The sequence below is a fragment of the uncultured Dokdonia sp. genome, from assembly GCF_947492535.1.
Classification (GTDB): Bacteria; Bacteroidota; Bacteroidia; order Flavobacteriales; family Flavobacteriaceae; genus Dokdonia.
Genome location: NZ_CANLNH010000009.1, coordinates 42,066 through 61,917, shown reverse-complemented (window position 1 = coordinate 61,917; position 19,852 = coordinate 42,066). Strand labels below are relative to the sequence as shown.

The 19,852-nt window shown below is 34.6% G+C and carries 24 protein-coding genes; 7 read left to right on the top strand and 17 right to left on the bottom strand.

Annotation, left to right across the window (positions count from 1 at the left end; genetic code table 11):
• The first annotated feature begins 111 nt into the window (after nt 1–111).
• The 5 genes from Q1A60_RS13040 (at nt 112) to Q1A60_RS13020 (ending at nt 5,076) form a co-directional block, all read left to right on the top strand.
• Nucleotides 112–1,830: a helix-turn-helix domain-containing protein gene (locus Q1A60_RS13040; protein WP_299767373.1), complete on the top strand. Its 1,719-nt coding sequence runs from the start codon at nt 112–114 to the stop codon at nt 1,828–1,830.
• Nucleotides 1,831–1,954: 124 nt separating this feature from the next.
• Nucleotides 1,955–2,143: a hypothetical protein gene (locus Q1A60_RS13035; RefSeq protein WP_299767374.1), complete on the top strand. Its 189-nt coding sequence runs from the start codon at nt 1,955–1,957 to the stop codon at nt 2,141–2,143.
• A 123-nt stretch (nt 2,144–2,266) separates the two neighbouring features.
• Nucleotides 2,267–3,139, top strand: coding sequence for a DUF4846 domain-containing protein (locus Q1A60_RS13030; RefSeq protein ID WP_299767375.1), 873 nt, complete (start codon nt 2,267–2,269; stop codon nt 3,137–3,139).
• Between the two features lie 508 nt (nt 3,140–3,647).
• Entirely contained in the window at nt 3,648–4,010 is a 363-nt protein-coding gene (locus Q1A60_RS13025; protein WP_299767376.1) for a Na(+)-translocating NADH-quinone reductase subunit F, read from the top strand.
• Nucleotides 4,011–4,065: 55 nt separating this feature from the next.
• Nucleotides 4,066–5,076 (top strand): FAD:protein FMN transferase, encoded by a 1,011-nt coding sequence (locus tag Q1A60_RS13020; RefSeq protein ID WP_299767377.1) that lies wholly within the window; start codon nt 4,066–4,068, stop codon nt 5,074–5,076.
• A 2-nt stretch (nt 5,077–5,078) separates the two neighbouring features.
• Here the strand turns inward: Q1A60_RS13020 and Q1A60_RS13015 are convergent, their stop codons facing one another.
• The 8 genes from Q1A60_RS13015 to Q1A60_RS12980 all read right to left on the bottom strand — a co-directional run bounded on the left by Q1A60_RS13015 (nt 5,079) and on the right by Q1A60_RS12980 (nt 12,239).
• Entirely contained in the window at nt 5,079–5,585 is a 507-nt protein-coding gene (locus Q1A60_RS13015; RefSeq protein ID WP_299767378.1) for a hypothetical protein, read from the bottom strand.
• Nucleotides 5,586–5,610: 25 nt separating this feature from the next.
• Nucleotides 5,611–6,375, bottom strand: a complete 765-nt coding sequence (locus Q1A60_RS13010; protein WP_299767379.1) for a class I SAM-dependent methyltransferase — start codon at nt 6,373–6,375, stop codon at nt 5,611–5,613.
• 140 nt (nt 6,376–6,515) lie between these two features.
• Entirely contained in the window at nt 6,516–7,334 is an 819-nt protein-coding gene (gene map, locus Q1A60_RS13005) for a type I methionyl aminopeptidase (protein ID WP_299767380.1), read from the bottom strand.
• Nucleotides 7,331–7,780: a BT0820 family HAD-type phosphatase gene (locus Q1A60_RS13000; protein ID WP_299767381.1), complete on the bottom strand. Its 450-nt coding sequence runs from the start codon at nt 7,778–7,780 to the stop codon at nt 7,331–7,333. Before Q1A60_RS13000 ends, map begins: the two co-directional genes overlap by 4 nt.
• A gap of 181 nt (nt 7,781–7,961) precedes the next feature.
• Entirely contained in the window at nt 7,962–8,555 is a 594-nt protein-coding gene (locus Q1A60_RS12995) for a thioredoxin family protein (protein WP_299767382.1), read from the bottom strand.
• 18 nt (nt 8,556–8,573) lie between these two features.
• The gene (gene gpmI / locus Q1A60_RS12990) at nt 8,574–10,088 is read right to left on the bottom strand and encodes a 2,3-bisphosphoglycerate-independent phosphoglycerate mutase (protein WP_299767383.1); all 1,515 of its coding nucleotides are present in this window, start codon (nt 10,086–10,088) and stop codon (nt 8,574–8,576) included.
• Between the two features lie 79 nt (nt 10,089–10,167).
• Complete coding sequence (locus Q1A60_RS12985; RefSeq protein ID WP_299767384.1) at nt 10,168–10,941, bottom strand: M48 family metalloprotease; 774 nt, start codon at nt 10,939–10,941, stop codon at nt 10,168–10,170.
• Between the two features lie 233 nt (nt 10,942–11,174).
• A complete protein-coding gene (locus Q1A60_RS12980; protein ID WP_299767385.1) occupies nt 11,175–12,239 on the bottom strand; it encodes a branched-chain amino acid aminotransferase in 1,065 nt (354 codons plus the stop codon).
• 94 nt (nt 12,240–12,333) lie between these two features.
• On the opposite strand from Q1A60_RS12980, the gene Q1A60_RS12975 reads away from it, so the two are divergent.
• Nucleotides 12,334–12,858, top strand: coding sequence for a DUF4920 domain-containing protein (locus Q1A60_RS12975; RefSeq protein ID WP_299767386.1), 525 nt, complete (start codon nt 12,334–12,336; stop codon nt 12,856–12,858).
• Between the two features lie 55 nt (nt 12,859–12,913).
• Nucleotides 12,914–13,597: a tRNA (5-methylaminomethyl-2-thiouridine)(34)-methyltransferase MnmD gene (gene mnmD, locus Q1A60_RS12970; protein ID WP_299767387.1), complete on the top strand. Its 684-nt coding sequence runs from the start codon at nt 12,914–12,916 to the stop codon at nt 13,595–13,597.
• A gap of 286 nt (nt 13,598–13,883) precedes the next feature.
• Here mnmD and Q1A60_RS12965 read toward each other — a convergent pair whose 3' ends face one another.
• From Q1A60_RS12965 to Q1A60_RS12925, 9 genes are all read right to left on the bottom strand, one after another.
• A complete protein-coding gene (locus Q1A60_RS12965) occupies nt 13,884–14,798 on the bottom strand; it encodes a glutaminase (protein WP_299767388.1) in 915 nt (304 codons plus the stop codon).
• A 34-nt stretch (nt 14,799–14,832) separates the two neighbouring features.
• Complete coding sequence (locus tag Q1A60_RS12960; protein ID WP_299767389.1) at nt 14,833–15,177, bottom strand: hypothetical protein; 345 nt, start codon at nt 15,175–15,177, stop codon at nt 14,833–14,835.
• A 5-nt stretch (nt 15,178–15,182) separates the two neighbouring features.
• Nucleotides 15,183–15,545, bottom strand: coding sequence for a DUF2809 domain-containing protein (locus tag Q1A60_RS12955; RefSeq protein ID WP_299767390.1), 363 nt, complete (start codon nt 15,543–15,545; stop codon nt 15,183–15,185).
• 85 nt (nt 15,546–15,630) lie between these two features.
• Nucleotides 15,631–16,290 carry a DUF1361 domain-containing protein gene (locus Q1A60_RS12950; protein ID WP_299767391.1) on the bottom strand — a complete coding sequence of 220 codons (660 nt, stop codon included), beginning with the start codon at nt 16,288–16,290 and terminating at the stop codon, nt 15,631–15,633.
• A gap of 14 nt (nt 16,291–16,304) precedes the next feature.
• Complete coding sequence (locus Q1A60_RS12945) at nt 16,305–16,610, bottom strand: hypothetical protein (RefSeq protein ID WP_299767392.1); 306 nt, start codon at nt 16,608–16,610, stop codon at nt 16,305–16,307.
• Nucleotides 16,607–18,010 carry a DUF4173 domain-containing protein gene (locus tag Q1A60_RS12940; protein ID WP_299767393.1) on the bottom strand — a complete coding sequence of 468 codons (1,404 nt, stop codon included), beginning with the start codon at nt 18,008–18,010 and terminating at the stop codon, nt 16,607–16,609. The genes Q1A60_RS12945 and Q1A60_RS12940 overlap by 4 nt, the downstream gene beginning before the upstream one ends.
• Entirely contained in the window at nt 18,007–18,477 is a 471-nt protein-coding gene (locus Q1A60_RS12935; RefSeq protein WP_299767394.1) for a hypothetical protein, read from the bottom strand. The genes Q1A60_RS12940 and Q1A60_RS12935 overlap by 4 nt, the downstream gene beginning before the upstream one ends.
• Nucleotides 18,478–18,528: 51 nt before the next feature.
• Entirely contained in the window at nt 18,529–18,819 is a 291-nt protein-coding gene (locus Q1A60_RS12930) for a transcriptional regulator (RefSeq protein WP_299767395.1), read from the bottom strand.
• A 99-nt stretch (nt 18,820–18,918) separates the two neighbouring features.
• Entirely contained in the window at nt 18,919–19,572 is a 654-nt protein-coding gene (locus Q1A60_RS12925; RefSeq protein WP_299767396.1) for a hypothetical protein, read from the bottom strand.
• Nucleotides 19,573–19,852 lie beyond the last annotated feature (280 nt).

Sequence of the window (19,852 nt, the reverse complement as noted above, 5' to 3'; positions counted from 1 at the left end):
ACATATGTAACTGATTGTTAGCTAGTTATTTATTTGCGTAGCTAGCGGCAAAGAATTACCTTTAAATGTCCTATTTTCAGTGATACATTTCATTTTTTATATAGATATATAATGAATATATATATTAGAGCCTGTTTTCTTCAAGTATATTTAGGGATGTTTTTGATGCCGTTTATGTATGGACAAACAATTTCAGATTCTCTTTATCAAAAAACCTATGAAGAATTACGAAAAGGATTTTTGACTCATTATTTTCAAAAAGATACTATTCAGGCTACGTTATATGCTAGTGTATACCTTAATAAAGCTAGAAAAGATAAAGAGCCAACGTACTTAGTTAACGGATACTATTATAATACATTACTAGAAACAAATGATAATAATAAGATCGCTCTTTTAGATACGATTATTGATATTTCTATAGACTTTACAAACAAAAACTTTCCTACGACTGGTTATTATGACAAAGGAGCCTATTATTATAAACAGGGTCAATTTGAATTAGCTCTTGATAATTTTTTAAAAGCATCGGCCTATAATAAAGGTACTAATAAAGAATATTTAGGATTTTTATTAAATCAAGCTATTGGAATTTTAAAAACCGAAATTGACCAAAATGAAGAAGCCCTTGTTTTAATTAAAGATTGTTGGAAATATGTAGTAGATAATAATTTTAAAGAGAAAAATCCAGAAATGTATTTTGATGTATTGCACTCATTGGCAAATTCATATAGAAAAACAAACTTTTTGGATTCTGCGAGAGTATATACGCGATTGGGCTTAATAGATGAAAATACAACTAGAGGAGGTACAAATTATAATAGATTTTTACTATTGAGTGGTATTCTTGAATCTTATTCGAGTAACTATAAGGAAGCAGAAAGTCAGTTGTCAGAAGCAATCTCAAATTTTAATAGTAAAACCAATAAAAGGTTATTATCTACAGGTTATTATTTTTTAGGAAAAACAAATTTAGAATCTGGAAAAGAAGATAAAGCTATTGCCTATTATAAAAAAGTAGATAGTCTTTTTGAGATCAATAATGATATTCTCCCCGAGAATATGTCCGGGTATCAACATATTATAAAATATTATAAGAATAAGAATAATATAGAAGAAGAATTAAAATACACTCAAAAATTAATTACCGTTGATAGTTTTCTGGATAAAAATTATAGAATACTAAATAAAGGAATTATAAAGAAATATGAAATACCAAAATTGGTAGAAGGCCGTGATATACTTATTAACCAATTAAAGAATGATCAAAAAAAGTCAAAATTATATATTGTAATAGGCTTTGGAGGTATATTTTTAATACTAGGAGTGGCCATTTTTCAATACAAGAAAAGACATCTTTATAAAAAAAGATTTCTAGATATTATTAATAAAGAAGATGATAAGGTAAAAGAAAAATCACATAAGAATCAGATAAGAGGAATACCTGCAGAAACACCCATAGAAATACCACAAGATACTATAGATGATATTTTAAAAAAATTACAGCGTTTTGAAAGAAATGAAGAGTATATAAATGGTAAGCTAACACTACATAATCTAGCAGATAATTTTGGCACTAATAATAGTTATTTGTCCAAGGTGATCAATCATTATAAAAAAACGAGTTTCTCGACATATATAAAACAATTGCGTGTTGCCTATGCATTTAATAAACTAAAGTCAGATGCTACATTTAGAAAATATACTATAAAAGCAATAGGCCAAACATGTGGTTTTAAAACGGCAGAATCTTTTTCCAAAACGTTTTTTAAAATTTATGGTATTTATCCTTCCTATTTTATCAAACAAATAGAAAAAATAAATACTTGATAAGTAGCAGTTAATACTTACAAGTTAGTCGGCTTTTATAAATGCAGACATGCAGTTGTCTAAATGACTTTAGATGAGATGATAATTCTATATAAATTTATAACGAACCAAAAACTAAACCGTCATGAAAAAACTAGACAAATCATCAGAACTTTCTTTAGGATTAGGAAGAACAAAAATTGCTAAATTAAACAGTACGTATATGATACAAATTGAAGGAGGAAATAAATCAAATGCACCTACAAGAGGAATTCCATCATCATCATGGACATGCTTAACGTCTATTGTACCTTCGTCAAAACTTTGTGGGTAGGAACTTAAAAAAATACATTAAGTAACCTTGCGTAAAATATGTAAGGTTTTTTGTTATATACGCTTTCGCGAAAGCGTATACCTGTTCACATAAGAAATAGAGATTTCTAGAGTTATATAAGTAATGAAAAAAGGAATACTCTTTATCATAATCGCAGGACTTGGCATCTTCGCTTTCTTGAATTTTTCTAGAGAAGGAAAGGTAGTTAAAGGAGCAGTAACGGCCTATGTAGCTCCAACTTCTTTGGTAAATAAAGAAGGGATGACTATAAAAACACGCGTAAAAATTCCTGAAGGATATACACGAGTAATCCCTGAAGAAGGAACATTTTCAAACTACATTCAAAACTATCAACTTAAAGAAGTTGATGCCGAGGTGATCAATTATGATGGGAATCCCTATATATTTCAGCATGGTCATGTAGGTGTATTAGAAGTGCCAGTTCCTTCCAACGGACTTCAACAATGCGCTGATGCACTTATTCGACTACGGTCAGAATACTTATGGGAAACCAACAGGCAAAACGAGATAGGTTTTAAGTTTACAAGCGGGCATTATTGTTCTTGGACAAAATATGCAGAAGGATATCGCCCTAAAATTAATGGGAACAAGGTCACTTTTTCAAAAACAGCTACGGCTAATCATTCCAAAGAAAACTTTTATAAATACCTCAATCTTATTTATACCTATGCAGGCACGTATTCTTTATCTCAAGAATTAAAAAAAGTATCAAGTTTATCTAAAGTCATGATTGGCGATTTATTGATCTATCCAGGCTTTCCAGGTCATGTAATGATGGTAGGTGATATTGCTGAAAATAACCAAGGAGAACGCCGTTATGTGTTTTTTCAGGGGAATACACCGGCACAAAGTGTACATATCATTAAAAACGTTTCAGAGACAAGTATGAATCCTTGGTATGACCTGAAAGGAAAAACATCACTAGAAACCCCAATCTATACGTTTTCTAGTTTTGAAATGGTACGATTCAAATAACATGTCTTTCTTTCTTGTTCTTCTTTTTAAAAAATGATTTTACTAAAATAATAAGATCCACAATAGGATATACAGGGGTAAAAAGCAAACCCAAAATCCCATAAAAAACGGATCTTGTTTCATGAAAAGAATTTGCATGATAGGTATCTCCAGATACGGATTGGTAACTTAAACCCGAATCATGCATTAGAGATTTGTTAAGAGGGATGAAAGCTCAATAAAATCAAGTGTTTTCTTAATTTTAGCATAGCATCGCTATGGTTACATTAAAAAACACAACGAAGTGTTTGATTTTGCAGAGATTTCAATACGTAATAGATTCCCTAATGCATAAAGCGGGTTAAAATAAATAAGAATACACAAAAAGGATAGACAACAACCCTAAGTAAAATATTTTTGAAAAGTTTGAGCATATAGAATATAAGTATACCAAATTTCTATAATGTTACAAGCGCTCTTTTGTGTAAAATTAAAGCATAATTAATCGATAGGTCTTACCTTTGTATCTATGGCAGTTTTTCTTACAGAACAAGAGTTACATAACCTTGCAATGAATATTGTAGGGGAAGATCTAGAAGCACAAGGGTATGAGTTTATGGGGGTCAATTCAAAACTTAAAAAAGACCCGCAATTTGTAGCCTTAAAAGATAAAAAACTACACTTTGTTATTGTTAGAGCGATTACCTATCCTGATAATGCAAATGTGTATGATGAGGCCTTTATGCAAAAAATGAAAAATCATGCACTTAAGTTTGAAGCGCGTACTTTTTATGCAGGCGTAGGATTAGGGCATGGTGATAATTACCAACATCCTGCCGAAAAGGATGTCCCTTACACCATGATTTATAATGGTCTTCAAGAAATCGTATAATAAAACCCACAATAGGTAGTAATAAAAAAAGCATGTGCTTATTAACGTTTAGTCGATGAAATATTTTATAATACTTTTAATAGGATGTCTTGTCTCTTGTACATCTGATATTCCAAGTCAAATTACAATCCAAGGCGAAGCTTTTGGGACTACCTATGCAGTTACTTATTTTGGAGAAGCAAACACATCGCCTCAAGTTAAGAGAGGAATAGATTCCGTCGTTCAGGTCGTTAATAGGTCTATGAGTACATATATTCCAGACAGTGATATTTCAAAAATTAATAGAGGAGATAGTACGATCGTTGTAGACGCTATGTTTAAAGATGTATTTACGCTTTCGCGAAAACTACACAGATTGACTAACGGTTATTTTGATCCAACAGTGGGAGGCTTGCGTAACGCTTATGGATTTGGTGACACAAAACCACTAGCAATAATAGATAGTGTACGTTTAGATTCTATGATGCAATATGTAGGATTTGATAAAGTAAACCTTTCGCCGAAAGGCACCATACAAAAACAATATTCAGAGATATATTTTGACTTTAATGCCATTGCCAAAGGATATGGTATCGATCGAATAGCGGTATTTATGCAAGAGCAAGGACTTAGCGATTTCTTAATTGAGTTGGGAGGAGAAATACGAGCACAAGGAAAGCATCAACTGAAAGATAAATCATGGACTGTAGGTGTTGAGAGTATTTATTCTTCTACTGAAGATAGAGTGGCTACCGTTGCTTTACGATTGGATGACAAATCGATGGCGGGATCTGGAAATTACCGTAAAAACAGAATAGATGCTCTGACGGGAAAACAATATGTTCATACGATAAATCCATTGACGGGAAGCGCCGAAAAAAGCAATGTGTTAAGTGCCAATGTAATTGCCTCTACGTGTGCCGAAGCAGATGCCTGGGCTACTGCTTTTATGGCCATGGGATTAGAGCGTTCTAAAGTACTACTAGCTGCGCAAAAAGATATAGATGCGTATTTAGTATTTTCTAATGGAGAAAACTCAACAGGTACATACGTAACAGGTGGTTTTAAACAATTATTGACAGAGTAATTTTAAAAACGCAACGCTTCTTTTTTGTCAAATTCTTTAGCTGTAATAGGTTTCCCTGCAATAGTTGCTGTATCCCAATCTTGCGTGATTTTCCATTGTCCTTTTATTTTTTCAAGTACAATGTGAAATTGCCCATAACTGTATTGTGTTTTTCCATCTTTTGAAGTAAACCCTATACGATAAAACCCTACTTCATACGAAGTGGTTTCATTCGTTTTTCTACTATCAAACCAAAAGTCTAAGCTAATCGTATCTCCATTTTTGCGATTTGCAGCAAAACGTTCTGCATTTCCTTTCTTAAAGGCGTTTTCTGTATCAATACCTTGAGGTGTGACACGTAATACTTGAGCTGCATACGTCGCATTTAAGGCATCTCCATCAAGTGTCTCAAAGGCATTTTGAAACGGTTTCCATACCGTTTGATCTATTTCTTTTTGGATAGCTTCAGTTGTGTTTTGTGCATTCATTGTTGTGATTGCTAAGGTCAATAAAAGGAATAGGTGTTTCATGATCTATATTTTTATATACAATTTCTTATTTTCTACACACAGGCAAAATTTCGCCTTGAGCGAGTCTATAGAGGTCTACTTCTTTGGGAGATAAAATGGTTGTGTAATCTACCTCGTCTACGGTAAACCCAATACCTCTGAGTTTGTCAAAATAGTCTCTTCCGTATACGCGTACATGATCATATTGTCCAAAGATGTTAGCGCGTTCAATAGGATCCGTAATGGTGTCATCTTCAAAGGTAACATCACGATCTAATTCTTGAGGAATCTGTAAAATGGCCATACCGCCAGGTTTCAGTACGCGATATAATTCTTGCATCGCTTTCGTATCGTCAGGTATATGTTCTAATACATGATTGCAGAAAATGATGTCGTATTGGTTTTCGCCGAAAGGCAACTTACAAATATCGGCTTTTACATCAGCCAGTGGTGAGTTCAGATCTGTTGTTGTGTAGTCTAGATGTTTTAGTTTTCGAAAACGCTTATAAAAGGCTTGCTCTGGTGCAAAATGAAGCACTTTTGACGGTTTTGTAAAGAAGTCAGTTTCACGTTGAAGCCAAAGCCATAATAAGCGATGCCTCTCTAAAGAGAGGGTAGAAGGGGATAAGATGTTTTCGCGTTGCGTTACATATCCATAAGGTAAAAACTTTCGAAATCCTTTTCCATCAATAGGATCTTTATAACGTGACCCTCTTAAAAATAATGCAAATACAGGGCGTATTACATAACTCAACCGAATAAGTAATGGCCTTGGAATGGCATTTAGAAAAAATTTAAAAAGCTTTTTCATCTATGATATAAATTTTTAATTGTAGAAATAAAGCATATAAAAATTTTTAGCATAGATCAATCACTTCGTTTTCGTATAAAAAAAATAATTTTTTAATAAAGCAATGTAAAAAATATTTTTGTTTACACTCATTTCACGATTTATAGTACCAATGCTTCTTGACGAAAAGGAGTTTCTTCATCACTTTCAATACCTAATGCTTGATAAATGTAGGCAAAAGTAGAGAGGAGTTCAGGTTTCCCATCTAGAATAGCTACATCATGTTCAAAATGAGCACTAGGTTTATTATCACGCGTTGTGATAGTCCAACCATCACTGTGTTGTTTAATATTTTTTGTTCCTAAATTGATCATAGGCTCTATAGCAACAACCATCCCTTCTACAAACTTTTTACCGCGGCCTCGTTTTCCGTAATTAGGCATTTCTGGAGCTTCGTGCATCACTTTACCTAGCCCGTGACCTACAAGTTCGCGTACCACACCATATCCATGGTCTTCGGTATATTTTTGGATAGCATAGCCTACATCACCTACTCGGTTTCCTACTTTGAGTTGTTCGATTCCTTTATAGAGTGATTCTTTCGTGACATCTAGTAATTTCTTTACTTCAGGAGCAACTTCGCCTACTTCAAAGGTATAGGCATGATCTCCATAAAACCCATTTTTGATAGCACCACAATCTATAGAAATGATATCTCCTTCTGTCAGAGGTGTGTCATTTGGAATCCCGTGTACCACCTGCTGATTTGGACTCATACATAGGGTATTTGGGAAGTCATATAGTCCTAAAAATCCAGGAATTGCATCTTGACTGTGTATGTATTCTTCGGCGAGTTTGTCTAAGTATAGAGTAGTAACTCCAGGTTTTACTTCACCTGCAAGCATGCCTAACGTACGAGATACAACGAGGGCACTCTCTCGCATAAGTTCAATTTCTTCTCTAGTCTTCTGGATAATCATACGTCTGTGTCATTTTGATCTTTAAATATCTCTTCTATACGAGATAAGAATCCTTTCTTTGATTTTTTAGCTTTTAGATTAGGTCTTTTTGATGCGCTAGCATCACCTACGAGTATATGATAAATTTCTCCCCATCCCATCATGCCGCCTATATTTCTATCATCTATAAATAAATCTGCATTTATTTTCCTACTGATGTTAGGACTCATTTCCTCCTCAGGATAACTTTTATTTACTGCATAAAAAGTGATTCCATTTTTTTTACAAAAGGCAACTGCTTCTTCGAGTTTTTCTCCAGAACGATAGGTCCATAAAATAAGTATGTGCCCTTCACTTTGAAGTTTTTTTAAGGTGTCAAAAGCAAATAATAATGGCTTACCTATATCTGGATATGCATTTGTTACAATGGTTCCGTCAAAATCTACAGCTATTGTCTTTTTTTCCAATGAAAATCAATTTGGTGCAAAGTTACAAAAATGAAAAGGTAGTGAATACAAAAATAATTGATAAGACAGAAGAATGAATAAACTATAATAGCACCTAAAAACACATGTTTTAGATGCTATTACTATTGTGTTTTATAATGAAATACCAATAGTAATTTTAATTACTAGGGTATACTATAAATTATTCAGCATATGGATGCTTATACTCTTCTCCATTAAGAATTTTAGCCATATCCTGTTCTATACTGAAAATAGAATACTCTACAATACGCCCTAATTCTTTTCCTTCTTTTTCAAAGATGATCGTAGGTACATATTCTACATTTCTTCCTTCCAAAAGATCGGCAGGAGCTAACTTATCTTCAGATACTGTAATAAGATTTATTGTAGAAGCATCAATACCAGCGACGTCAAGTGCTTTAAAAAAGGCAGGAACTTCACGTTGACTGTCTTCACACCATGTTCCCATAAATACAGTGATATCTGTTTGGGCTAAATTCTCTTTTATAGAAGTCATGGTCGCTGTGTCTAATGGATGTTGCTTGTAACTTTCTTCAAACCATCTATTATAAGGTTCTTTTTCTAAGGTTGCGCGTACTTGTTTACCAATAATAATAGGATCTCCATTGTCATCTATCAGATCATTCTCAGAATTTTCTATAGCTTCAGTTTCTGCATGCTGCACAGGCGTTTCTGTAGTTTGTGTATTTTCTTTACAAGCAGTAAATGCAAGGCAAACCATTAATAAGGCACTTACGATGTTATTGAATTTCATAGTTATTTTCTTTTTTTATTAAACAAGAGGTATGCGATCCATCACCTCTGGTTGTGGTACTCCAATTAGTTTTAATACGGTAGGAGCTACATCTGCCAAAATACCATTTTTTATTGTTTTTATGTCTTTATCTACTAAAATCACAGGAACTGGATTTGTGGTATGTGCCGTATTTGGAGTTCCATCAGGATTAATCATGGTTTCTGCATTTCCATGATCTGCAATGATAATAACAGTATAGTCTTTTTCTTGCGCTTGGGTTACAATAGCTTTGGTACAACTATCTACCGTTTCACAAGCTTTAATAGCCGCTTCCATAACACCAGTATGACCTACCATATCTGGATTTGCAAAATTTAAACACACAAAATCTACGTCTCCTTTTTGAATCTCAGGAATGATTTTATCTCGTATGTCAAAGGCGCTCATTTCAGGTTGTAAATCGTAAGTCGCTACTTTTGGTGACGGACATAATAATCGTGATTCACCTTCAAATGGAGTTTCTCTTCCTCCATTAAAAAAGAAAGTGACATGCGGATACTTTTCTGTCTCTGCAATACGAATCTGTTTTTTGCCTGCCTTTGCTAATGTCTCTCCTAAGGTATCTACAAGATTATCCTTATCATATACGACATGAATATCAGAAAACGTATCATCATAATTGGTCATTGTGACATAATGAAGGCGTAATTTTTTGGTGTTTTGTTCAGGGAAATCTTTTTGAGATAGCATTTCAGTAAGTTCACGACCACGATCTGTTCTGAAATTAAAAAAGATAATCACATCATCTTCTTGTATGGTAGCTATTGGAGTACCATTATGTGTACACACTAAGGGTTGTAAGAACTCATCGGTGACATCGGTATCATAGCTTGCTTGTATGTCCTGAGCAGGATTTTCTGTGTGTGTTCCTTTTCCGTGTACAAGTAAGTCATATGCCATTTGTACACGTTCCCAGCGTTTATCTCGATCCATGGCATAATATCGCCCTATGACGGATGCGAGTTGTGTATTATACGCTTTCGCGAAAGCGGATATATCTTCCACAAAGGCTTTCCCCGATTTTGGGTCTACATCGCGGCCGTCTGTGAATGCATGAATATAAGATTGAGGAACACCGGAAGCATGTGCAGCTTCAATCAATCCTTTCAAATGATTGATGTGAGAATGCACACCTCCATCGGATAGTAATCCTAAAAAATGAATAGGTTTCTGATGCTCTTTTGCATAGGTGAACGCATCAATAAGTGTTTGCTCGGTTTTTAACGTATCGTTTTTTAATGCACGATTAATTTTTGCAAAATCCTGATAAATGATTCGACCAGCGCCAAGGTTCATATGTCCTACTTCGCTATTCCCCATTTGCCCTTCAGGAAGACCTACATTCTCTCCATGAGTGAGTAATTGTGCATGTGGGTATTTTGTATAAAGACTATCAATAAATGGTGTCTGAGCTTGATCTACCGCCGATACTTTTTGATCTGGAGCCATCCCCCAGCCATCTAATATCATCAGGATTGTTTTCTTATTCATGGATATGATTTATAGTTGTAAAGATAAAAAACAAAACCTCGCCTAAGCGAGGTTTTGATGTGCTTTTAACGAAAACGTTTTAGCCTTGATATCCATATTTTTGAATACTCTCTTTTATTTTTTCAATACGATTATCAGGATCGGGATGTGTACTTGAGAATTCTGGCTGACGATTCGGTCCAGCTGCTGCTTTTAAGACTTGCATTACTTTTATCATTTCATTAGGATTATATCCTGCACGAATCATAAAACGCACCCCTAGGTCATCACTTTCTAACTCATCATCACGTCCATTTCCTAATAAAATATTTTGACCTATAGCTCCAGCTGCTTGTCCCATGCCGCCTCCTACTTCTGCACCCATTGAAATGGTTTGCCACATTTCAGATTTTGCTACACGTTCTGCACTGTGTTTTCCTAATACATGACCAATTTCATGACCTAATACACCTGCCACTTGATCTTCATTTTCTAATTTGGAAAGTAAGGCATACGTAATAAATATCTGCCCGCCAGGAAGCGCAAAGGCATTGATGGTTTGCTCATCTCGTAATAAGTGAAATTCGTATCTATAAGGAGTTTCACGAGCCATACTACTTTGAACTAGTTTTTCTCCTACTTGATCTATAAATGCTTGAAGTTGCATATCTGGATGTAGACCTCCGTGTTGATCTGCCATTGCGGGAGCGTGTTGCAAACCAATGGCAATTTCTTGATCTGGAGTCATTGTTATGGATTGTACAGTTCCTGTATATGGATTTTTTTCTTTGCTACTGCAGTTCTTAATAAGTGCAAAAGCTACTACTGCTACTCCGATTAGGAGTCTTATTTTCATTCCGCCACCGCGTCTCATCACATATTAATTTTGGTTAGTGCAACTAAGGTACAAAAAAGTCAGTAGTCAGTATAAGATACAATTTCTTGCTTAAGAATTCCCTCCTAATAAGGAGGGTTAGGGAGGTGTAAAATAGAGCCATACTCTAAAATAGCGTACTACTTTATTTCGTATATCTGTATATAAAAGATGTAATAAATTATGAATAGAACTATTGTATAGAAAAATCAGAATTTTATTTTCTAATAAACCTACTTCACTTCATATCTCCATCCATGAGGATCGGCAGCGCGATTGTATTGTATGTCTTTTAGAGCTTTCTTAAATTTAGAAGCGTAACTATGTTCTATAGAAGGGAGGTCATAGTCTTTTTCTTGGTATCCAAAACTTTTAAAAGGTACTACGACGGCAGCAGTTCCTGCACCGAAGATTTCTTTCAATGCTCCCGATTGTGCAGCAGTTACAATTTCTGAAACAGCGACACGACGTACTTCTACGTTTATCCCTGCATCTTGTGCTAATTGGATAATACTTTTACGCGTGATTCCGTCTAGGATACGATCATTGTTTGGAGCGGTAAGTAGTGTGTCACCTACTCTAAAGAATACATTCATCGTACCTGCTTCTTCTAAATACTCATGCGTACTTGCATCTGTCCATACAATTTGTTGATATCCTTTTTCTTTAGCAAGATTGGTCGGATAAAATTGAGAAGCATAGTTTCCAGCAGCTTTTGCAAATCCAACACCGCCATCGGCAGCACGACTGAATTTTTCGGCAAATAGAACACTTACTTCCCCAGAATAATAGGCTTGGGCTGGTGCACAAATAATCATAAATCGATATCGATCTGATGGAGAAGCAGAAACACCAGATTGCGTTGCAATCACAAAAGGTCTTATGTATAATGCATTTCCGTCGCCAGATTTTATCCACTCATTGTCTAAATGAAGCAATGTTTTTAGACCGTCAAAAAAGTATTCTTTCGGAAATTCAGGAATAGCAAGTCTTGAAGACGACTTATTAATACGTTCCCAGTTTTCTTCAGGACGAAATAACCATGTGTCTCCTGCATCATCTTTAAAGGCTTTCATGCCTTCAAAAACAGCTTGTCCATAATGAAAAACTTTAGCACTAGGATCTATCGTAATAGGTCCGTAAGGTGCAATTTGAGGCTCTTGCCAAGCACCATCTACATAATCACAAAAAAACATATGATCTGTAAACACACTCCCAAAAGTAAGATTATTAAAATCTACTTCGCTTATTCTACTCTTCTCAGACTTTGTTATGTTCATTGCAACGGTTGTATTCATGGTGCAAATTTAAGAATTTAACACGCTAAGGATGCTTATAAATTCATAATTTTGTCTTATAATTAGCGTAGACCTATCAAAAGATTTTAAACAAATGAAGACAAAATTTATCATATTAGTAATTGCACTCATTTCGTTGAGTTGTAAAGAGCAGACTGAAGCGGTGAAAAAAGAAGGAGATGTTGCCATCATACATGCTAAAGAACAAGTAGACCAAACAACCTATACAAGTTATGGCGAAAAAATAACGGCACAAAACTTAATGGCAGTTGCTGGTGTTAAAGAAGAATATAAAAACTTAAAGAAAGGAGATACGGCTACCGTTAAGTTTAAAGCACCTATAGATGCCGTATGTAAAAGCAAAGGATGCTGGATGCGTCTAGACTTAGGAGATGAAGAAGAGGTGTTTGTAAAATTTAAAGACTATGCTTTCTTTGTGCCTACAGATGCAGCCGGAGAAGCGATTGTAGAAGGAAAAGCCTTTGTAGAAGAAACTTCTATACAAGAACAACAACACTTAGCATTAGATGCGGGAATGTCTGCTGATGATATTGCTGCTATTACAGCACCAAAACGTGAGTTAAAACTTATGGCAACAGGTGTGTTAATGGAAAAGTAGAATGCATTCTGTTTTTCGTTACCTCAAAAGATAATAAGATATTTATATTTTCTGTATGAAACGAGAAATCATTATCACAGGTGACGGATCTAAAACCATTCATATTCCTGAATGGGATGAACAATACCATAGTAAACATGGGGCGATACAAGAAGCACAACATGTGTTTTTAAATATGGGGTTGCATCATTACATATCTAAACCGTCCTATAAAAAAGAAATGCCTGTTGCTATTCTAGAAATGGGTTTTGGGACAGGACTCAATGCGTTATTGACTTTTTTTGAAGCTAAAAAGACGAAAACGCCAATTTTGTATACTGGCATAGAAGCATACCCTATAACTTCAGAAGAGATTGATGCCATGGAGTATGTATCGCTCCTAAAAGAAGAAGAGGCTCAGCAAATATATGACGAGCTTCACACGACTGTGTGGGAATCTCAAGAAGCAATTAGTACTTCATTTCAATTGACAAAACGAGAACAGCGTTTTAAAAATATAGAAGATAAAGAGGTATTTGATATTGTCTATTTTGATGCTTTTGGCGCGAGAGTGCAACCTGAACTTTGGGGAGACGTTATTTTTAAAAAAATGTATACCGCTTTACGCGAAAATGGAGTTCTAGTGACTTACGCAGCTAAAGGTAGTGTACGAAGAGCGATGCAAGCCGTAGGTTTTGACGTAGAGCGTTTGCCTGGACCTCCAGGAAAACGAGAAATGTTACGCGCTACAAAATTGTAGTATATCTATAAAATAGTCAGTATACACTTTTGTGCATTTAGAAAAAATAGAGTGGGTTTAGAGGCTATATTTTCATTCTTTTCCTCAAATCCTAAAGGATGGAATGAAAATTTCTACTATTCACCCTTTAGGGTAGGGGAAAAAGTAGTAGAAATAGAATCAAATGCACAACAGGTTTAGTATACACTTTTGTACCCCGACTTAGCACTTCGACAAGCTAATGTGACATTCAATATAAACTTTCTGCGTTATATTATTTCGCGAAAGCGTATCCAATAAAACACCTTTAAAAAATAGTCTCATGTGTGGTATCTGTAAAGCGTTCTAAAAACTTCATACCGCGATAGGAATTTCCTCTTTCGTTGAGTTTAGGGCTCCAAACACTAATCGTGTACGAATTAGGAAGTACAGCGACAATACCACCACCGACCCCACTTTTACCGGGCAATCCTACTTTATATGCAAACTCTCCAGCTTCATCATAAAAACCACAGGTTTGCATAATCGCATTCACACGTTTGGATTGAGAACGTGTTAGAATTTCTTTATTAGTGATTAATTGATTGCCACCATTTGCTAAATACCCAAACGTTTTTGAAAGTTGACAACAATTCATTTCTACAGACGAGAGATAGAAATAGAGATCAATCACTTGATCTACATCGTTTTTAATGTTGCCAAAAGACTTCATAAAATTGACTAAGGCAAAATTACGGTACCCATTAGACTTTTCAGACTGTGCAATGATTTCAGAATAGTGAATATCTTGATTATTGGCGACGTTTCTTATGTAGGCAATCAATGCTGCTTTTGGGTTTTTAAGATGACTACATAAAATATCACACACGACAATAGCACCTGCATTAATTAAAGGATTCCGTGGAATTCCATTTTCTGATTCTAATTGCACTAACGAATTAAAAGCAGATCCGGAAGGCTCTACATCAATACGTTGCCAAATGGTTTTGTCTCCTAATGATAATGCAAAACTAAGTGATAGTACTTTGGCAATACTCTGTATAGAAAATAAGGTGTTTGCATCACCAGCAGTATATTGTGTTCCGTCATTGGTAGTCAGGCATACTCCAAAATGAGCAGGATCTACCTTCCCTAACTCAGGAATATAGGTAGCTACATTTCCTTTGTTTTCTATGCTTTTGATATATGTATAAGTATCTTCAATGATGTGCTGGCAGTTCATAGTGGTAATTATTCTTAGCAGTATGTTATACTATTTATGAGTTATTGATCACTTTACCAAAATATGTTTCTCTTGCTTCTTCTAAGCTCATTTGTTTATTTTTAATGCTCCATGCAATATCAAATAATTCAATAATATTAGACATGGCAATAGCTCTTGTAGGATCTTTAGGCAAACAATGGAAATGAGCTTGTTCTGATGGAGAAATTCCCTTTCCATTATCTGTTAATGTAACATAAACAATAGTTTTGGTATCAGCTCCAGACATTCCTTCTTCGATGTCCCATCTCCATCTCACATCATCTGTGGCTCCAACTAAAACAACATTATCTTCAATTGTAATCCAATTAATAACAAGATGTGTTATTTCTTCATTCATAGTATTTAGTGATTGTACTTCTCAAATATAAGAATTACAACCCCACCTAAGGTATACGCTAGTATATCTTTCCAATCAAACGTCGTCCCGAGTATGATTTTAGCAATTTTATTGTTAGAGAGTCCTACCCAATCTATAAAAGAAGTGGCTTGTATCACCTCAACGCTATATGCAAAAAGGAGTACGCCAATAATTGCTTTTATATAGTTTGTGTTTATAAAGGTTCGTACAAAGCAATAGACTAAAATCACCACGAGCAGATCTCCGATAAATGGGCGAATAATCGTATCGTGTACAAAAAGAGCAATTCCTACTTCTACAGTAAGTAGTAAGCAAAATACTAAAAAGTATTTAAAGTTAAATGCCATATTTATTGTGCAAAAATAATGTATACAAAGCCTTCATTCCTGTTTCTCCCAGAGGGAGAAATGATATACAATAGGATTATTAGTTTTACTCTTTTACCAAGTTAGAAAATCTAATGACATGATAAAACAACCCTGTAATTGCAGCATATCCAAAAGTGACAATCCAGGTTTTTGCGTAGGTAAATGGATGTCGTATACGCATGATGATATCTTCAATGAGTGCTAAAGGATTTTGTATAATATCCCAACTATTCCATCGTAAGAAACGTCCTAGATAAATACCAAAACCACATAAAACAAAAATGCTTATGAGTACCAAAAGAGACCATTTGTTTGCTATTTTTTTAGAAAGTATGATCTGCATGTCTTGAATAGTTAAGGTCATAATAAATAATCCGTAAGCAGCAAATGAGAATAACAATAAAGTGTCATACCATACCATTTTTTGGGATGCATGTTGTAAGTGTTGCAAATCGGTAATGAGATATGGAGTATTGGGTAAGAATACTAACCAAAAACTAAAAATAGGCAAGAGCATCCAGCTCTTATAGGTCCACTTTTTTTGGCTTCGTACCATAAACGTGATTCCATATGGAATAAACGCCAGGAAGAGATTCCATACTAAAAACAGATAGTGAAAAGATCCCGTGATTTTAATACGCATTGTTAATAACAATCCACAAAAGAGAAAGCCTATAAACAATGTACTGAGTTCGTTTATTTTTGAGATAATAAGATGTTTCATTTGTTTGCGTTTTTTTAAAATCCATCTATGGCCATTACGAGATAAAAACACCCATAAGCAATAGGAATGTTGGCAAGCATGGTAATGATCACCAAAAAATGTTCTTGAATGTCTTTATAATTCTTAATAGCATTTACTAGCACTAAGAGGAGTACAATGGTATGTATCGCCACTGTTGGATATAAGTGAAAAAATCCGATGAATAATGAAGTTTCGTTTGGATGTATGGCATAAATAATCACTTGTAGTATGCCAAAACATAGACTAAAGAGCATTAATCGTAATGCAAATCGATTTAGAGGATATGTGATTGTTTTCATAGTGAATTGTGATATTTAATTCCTCGTAAGGTTTTTGATTGCCAAGTTTGGTTTTGAAGCTTTTTTATATAGTTTTCATAGGTATATGTGATCGCATCCAATCTTTCCTGTGAGAATTTTTCTGGGTGCGCTTTCGCGAAAGCGTATAATAGATCTATATGATTACTTCTCATAGATTCTAAATACATAAGATCAGGGCGTTCTACCTGTGTTAAATTATAGCGGGTAATCTCTCGATTCCAGCTAAAACTACTCATCATGACAATGACTAGAAAGACAATTCTTGCATTCAAGCGTACCAAATACATCACATTTTTACGATACGCAACCTTGAGATAGGTAGTGACTAATCCTGCAATGCATAAGGATAGGTAAATACCAACACCTATGCGTTTATAGGTAAGTCCGAAGTCTGTGATATAGATATAATTCTTATAAGCCGTAATGAGTACAAGGATGCCGTTTAAAATAATCCAGATGTACGTGAGTATGCGTAAACGCTGACTCTTTTTATAAAAATTAAGATTGCCTCTAAAAAAGATAAGAATCAAGGTAATTGCGATAAGAATAGAAGTAATCAACGCATTCACCCCTTCGTGTACAGTTTTAGATAATTCTGAGGCATGTTGAAATGAATTAGTAGTTACATACCAGATATCTACAACTAGAAAAAAGAGAATAAGCGCATTAAGTACACCTATGACAAGGGATCCTAATAATTGTTCTTTGTGTAATAACGGTTCTTGTGTTTCAGAAATAGGAGTTGAGGTCAAGTCTAGTGCCACACTTCGATCTGCATCTGTAAGAGGTGCTAAAGATGCAGGCGCAGTCATATTGTTAAGTAATAGATACCCCATTACGGTCATTAATAACCAAGATAGGTTGATAAAACTAAGATCGATAGCTGCGACCCATTTTTCAAAGATGGGATTGATGTTGCTGTATAAGCTTGCAAATATGATGGGTAAGCCTACCACGAGTATAACCGTTAACATGATAAAACCATAATCACGTTTTTTCTTTGGTGTAAGTATTTTGCGCTCTTCTTTAGGTGTCAAATAATAATGTAGTGCACCTACTACAGATTGATAAATTCCATTGATACCTTGAACATAAATTGCATTTTTTGAACCAGAGATCGTACCAGCAAAGACAATAAAAGTGATAAAGGACATGAAGAGTGCTAATGCACTATGATTTGTGAATACAAAAAAGGACGTGAGAAGATAGATAAAAGAAGCGAGTAGCATATCTGCTCGTTTAAATACTTCTCGACGCATAATTGCGAGTATTGTAATGGCTACAACTGCAAAAATGAATAGGTTAAGTCCTATGTTTTGATTGTAGAATAAGGTGCTAAATCCCAAAGCACTAATCCATAAAATGAGTTGACGTTTCATATTGTTGTGATTTTAAAGGTGTATTGTAATGTGATAAGTGGTTGCTGTAATAGTTTTAAAAAATTGAGATGATAAAAAGCATGTGCTTTTCTTCCTTTCTTATATGCATCTCGAAATTGTTTGATATGATCTGGAAATAGGATGGCGCCTATAGATAGTACTGTAAAGAGGTATAGTGATCGTTTGCCATTGCCAAAAAGATAAAATTGCATGGCAATTTCTTCAGGAACAGAAATACCACTTCCAGTAAGCACGTGATAGATGTCATGATCTTCTAGTTGAGGTTCTGGGGTAAAATGATGTTTGAGTAAGAAACAGCCTAGATGGTACCCTAAACTTTCCATAGGATAGGTGAGTAAGTCTTTGACTGAAATACCCCATGGAGATTCCTTTTTGAATAGTAGTCTATAAGGGAGTTTACTCCACTCATAGAGACGTTCTAGTAATATATAGCGTAGTGTTTTCATAATTATAAAGTACTTTGTATTTCAAAGTAAAATGATAAAAAAATATAGTTTCTATTTACCGATAAGCTTTTCTAGGGCTTCGATATGCTTTTTAAAAGCGGCTTTTCCTTTTCTTGTTGCGGTATAACTCGTATTGGGTTTTCGGCCAATAAATGTTTTGTTTACAGAAATATAGTCTTCCTTTTCTAAGGCTTTTGTATGACTTGCTAAGTTTCCATCGGTCGCTCCGAGTAATTCTTTAAGCTCTTTAAAATCGGCACTCTCATTGACCATCAATACACTCATAATCCCAAGACGTATCCTGTGATCAAAAGCTTTATTTATGTTATTTATTATTGACATTTTTTTGGTGCGCTTTCGCGAAAGCATATAAAGAATTAATTTCTATCAAAAATACGTTATGTTTTCTGTGTTTCATTTTAAAAATAAACAACCACCCGCTTATTCCTTTTTCATATCATACTTCATATACATGATACTCCCATAAACAATATGTAAGACTCCAAAACCAAGAGCCCAAAAGTAGAGGCCGTAGCCTATAAATTGTGTGCTTATGAGTCCTATGATGACATTAACGAGTCCTAAATACTTAATATCTCCTAAGGTGAATTTGCTAGCGTTAATTAAGGCCAAACCATAAAAAATTAAGGTACAAGGAGCCACAAGACCTAGAAGTCCATATTGTAATAACACCAAGCAAAAAGCACCTCCAGTGAGCAACGGAATTGAAAAGTTAATGAGTAACCTTCTTGAAGAAGGGTCCCATATTTTTTCTTCATGTTTTTTTGCTTTACGTATAGTGAGTATAATTCCTGTAACAACCGCGGCAATAAGCACGATAAGCGCTACTAAGAATAATTTTGAGCCAGAGGGATGCGCAAGATATGCATTAATCAATCCTACAACTGAGGCATACCTAGCACCACCTGAAGTAAGCTGTTCGGTTGTAAGAATGTTATGTGCAATAAGGGCACCAATTAAGGCGTATATACCTGCAAGTATTCCAGAAAGTCCACTTAATGACATAAATCGTGATGATTTACGCATCATAGACTTGATACTCACAATGTCTTCTAAATATTTATTTGACTCCATAATAAAGTACTTTGAAATTCAAAGTTAATAAATATTTTGAGATTTGCAAGAATATGATAATGTTCCTTGTGTTAATTATCTGTTATTTAAAATTAAAATCAGTGAAAGAATTGGATGTGTCTAGCTAGATTTATGGAGAATAAAATAGTATTAAATATGTTAGACAATAAAAAAGCGAACTTTTTAGTTCGCTTTTTTAAATATTTAATTTACACAGCAGCAATTAGGATTTGTATTTGTATAATGACAGAAACAGGCATAGCAACCTCCATTTTCACCA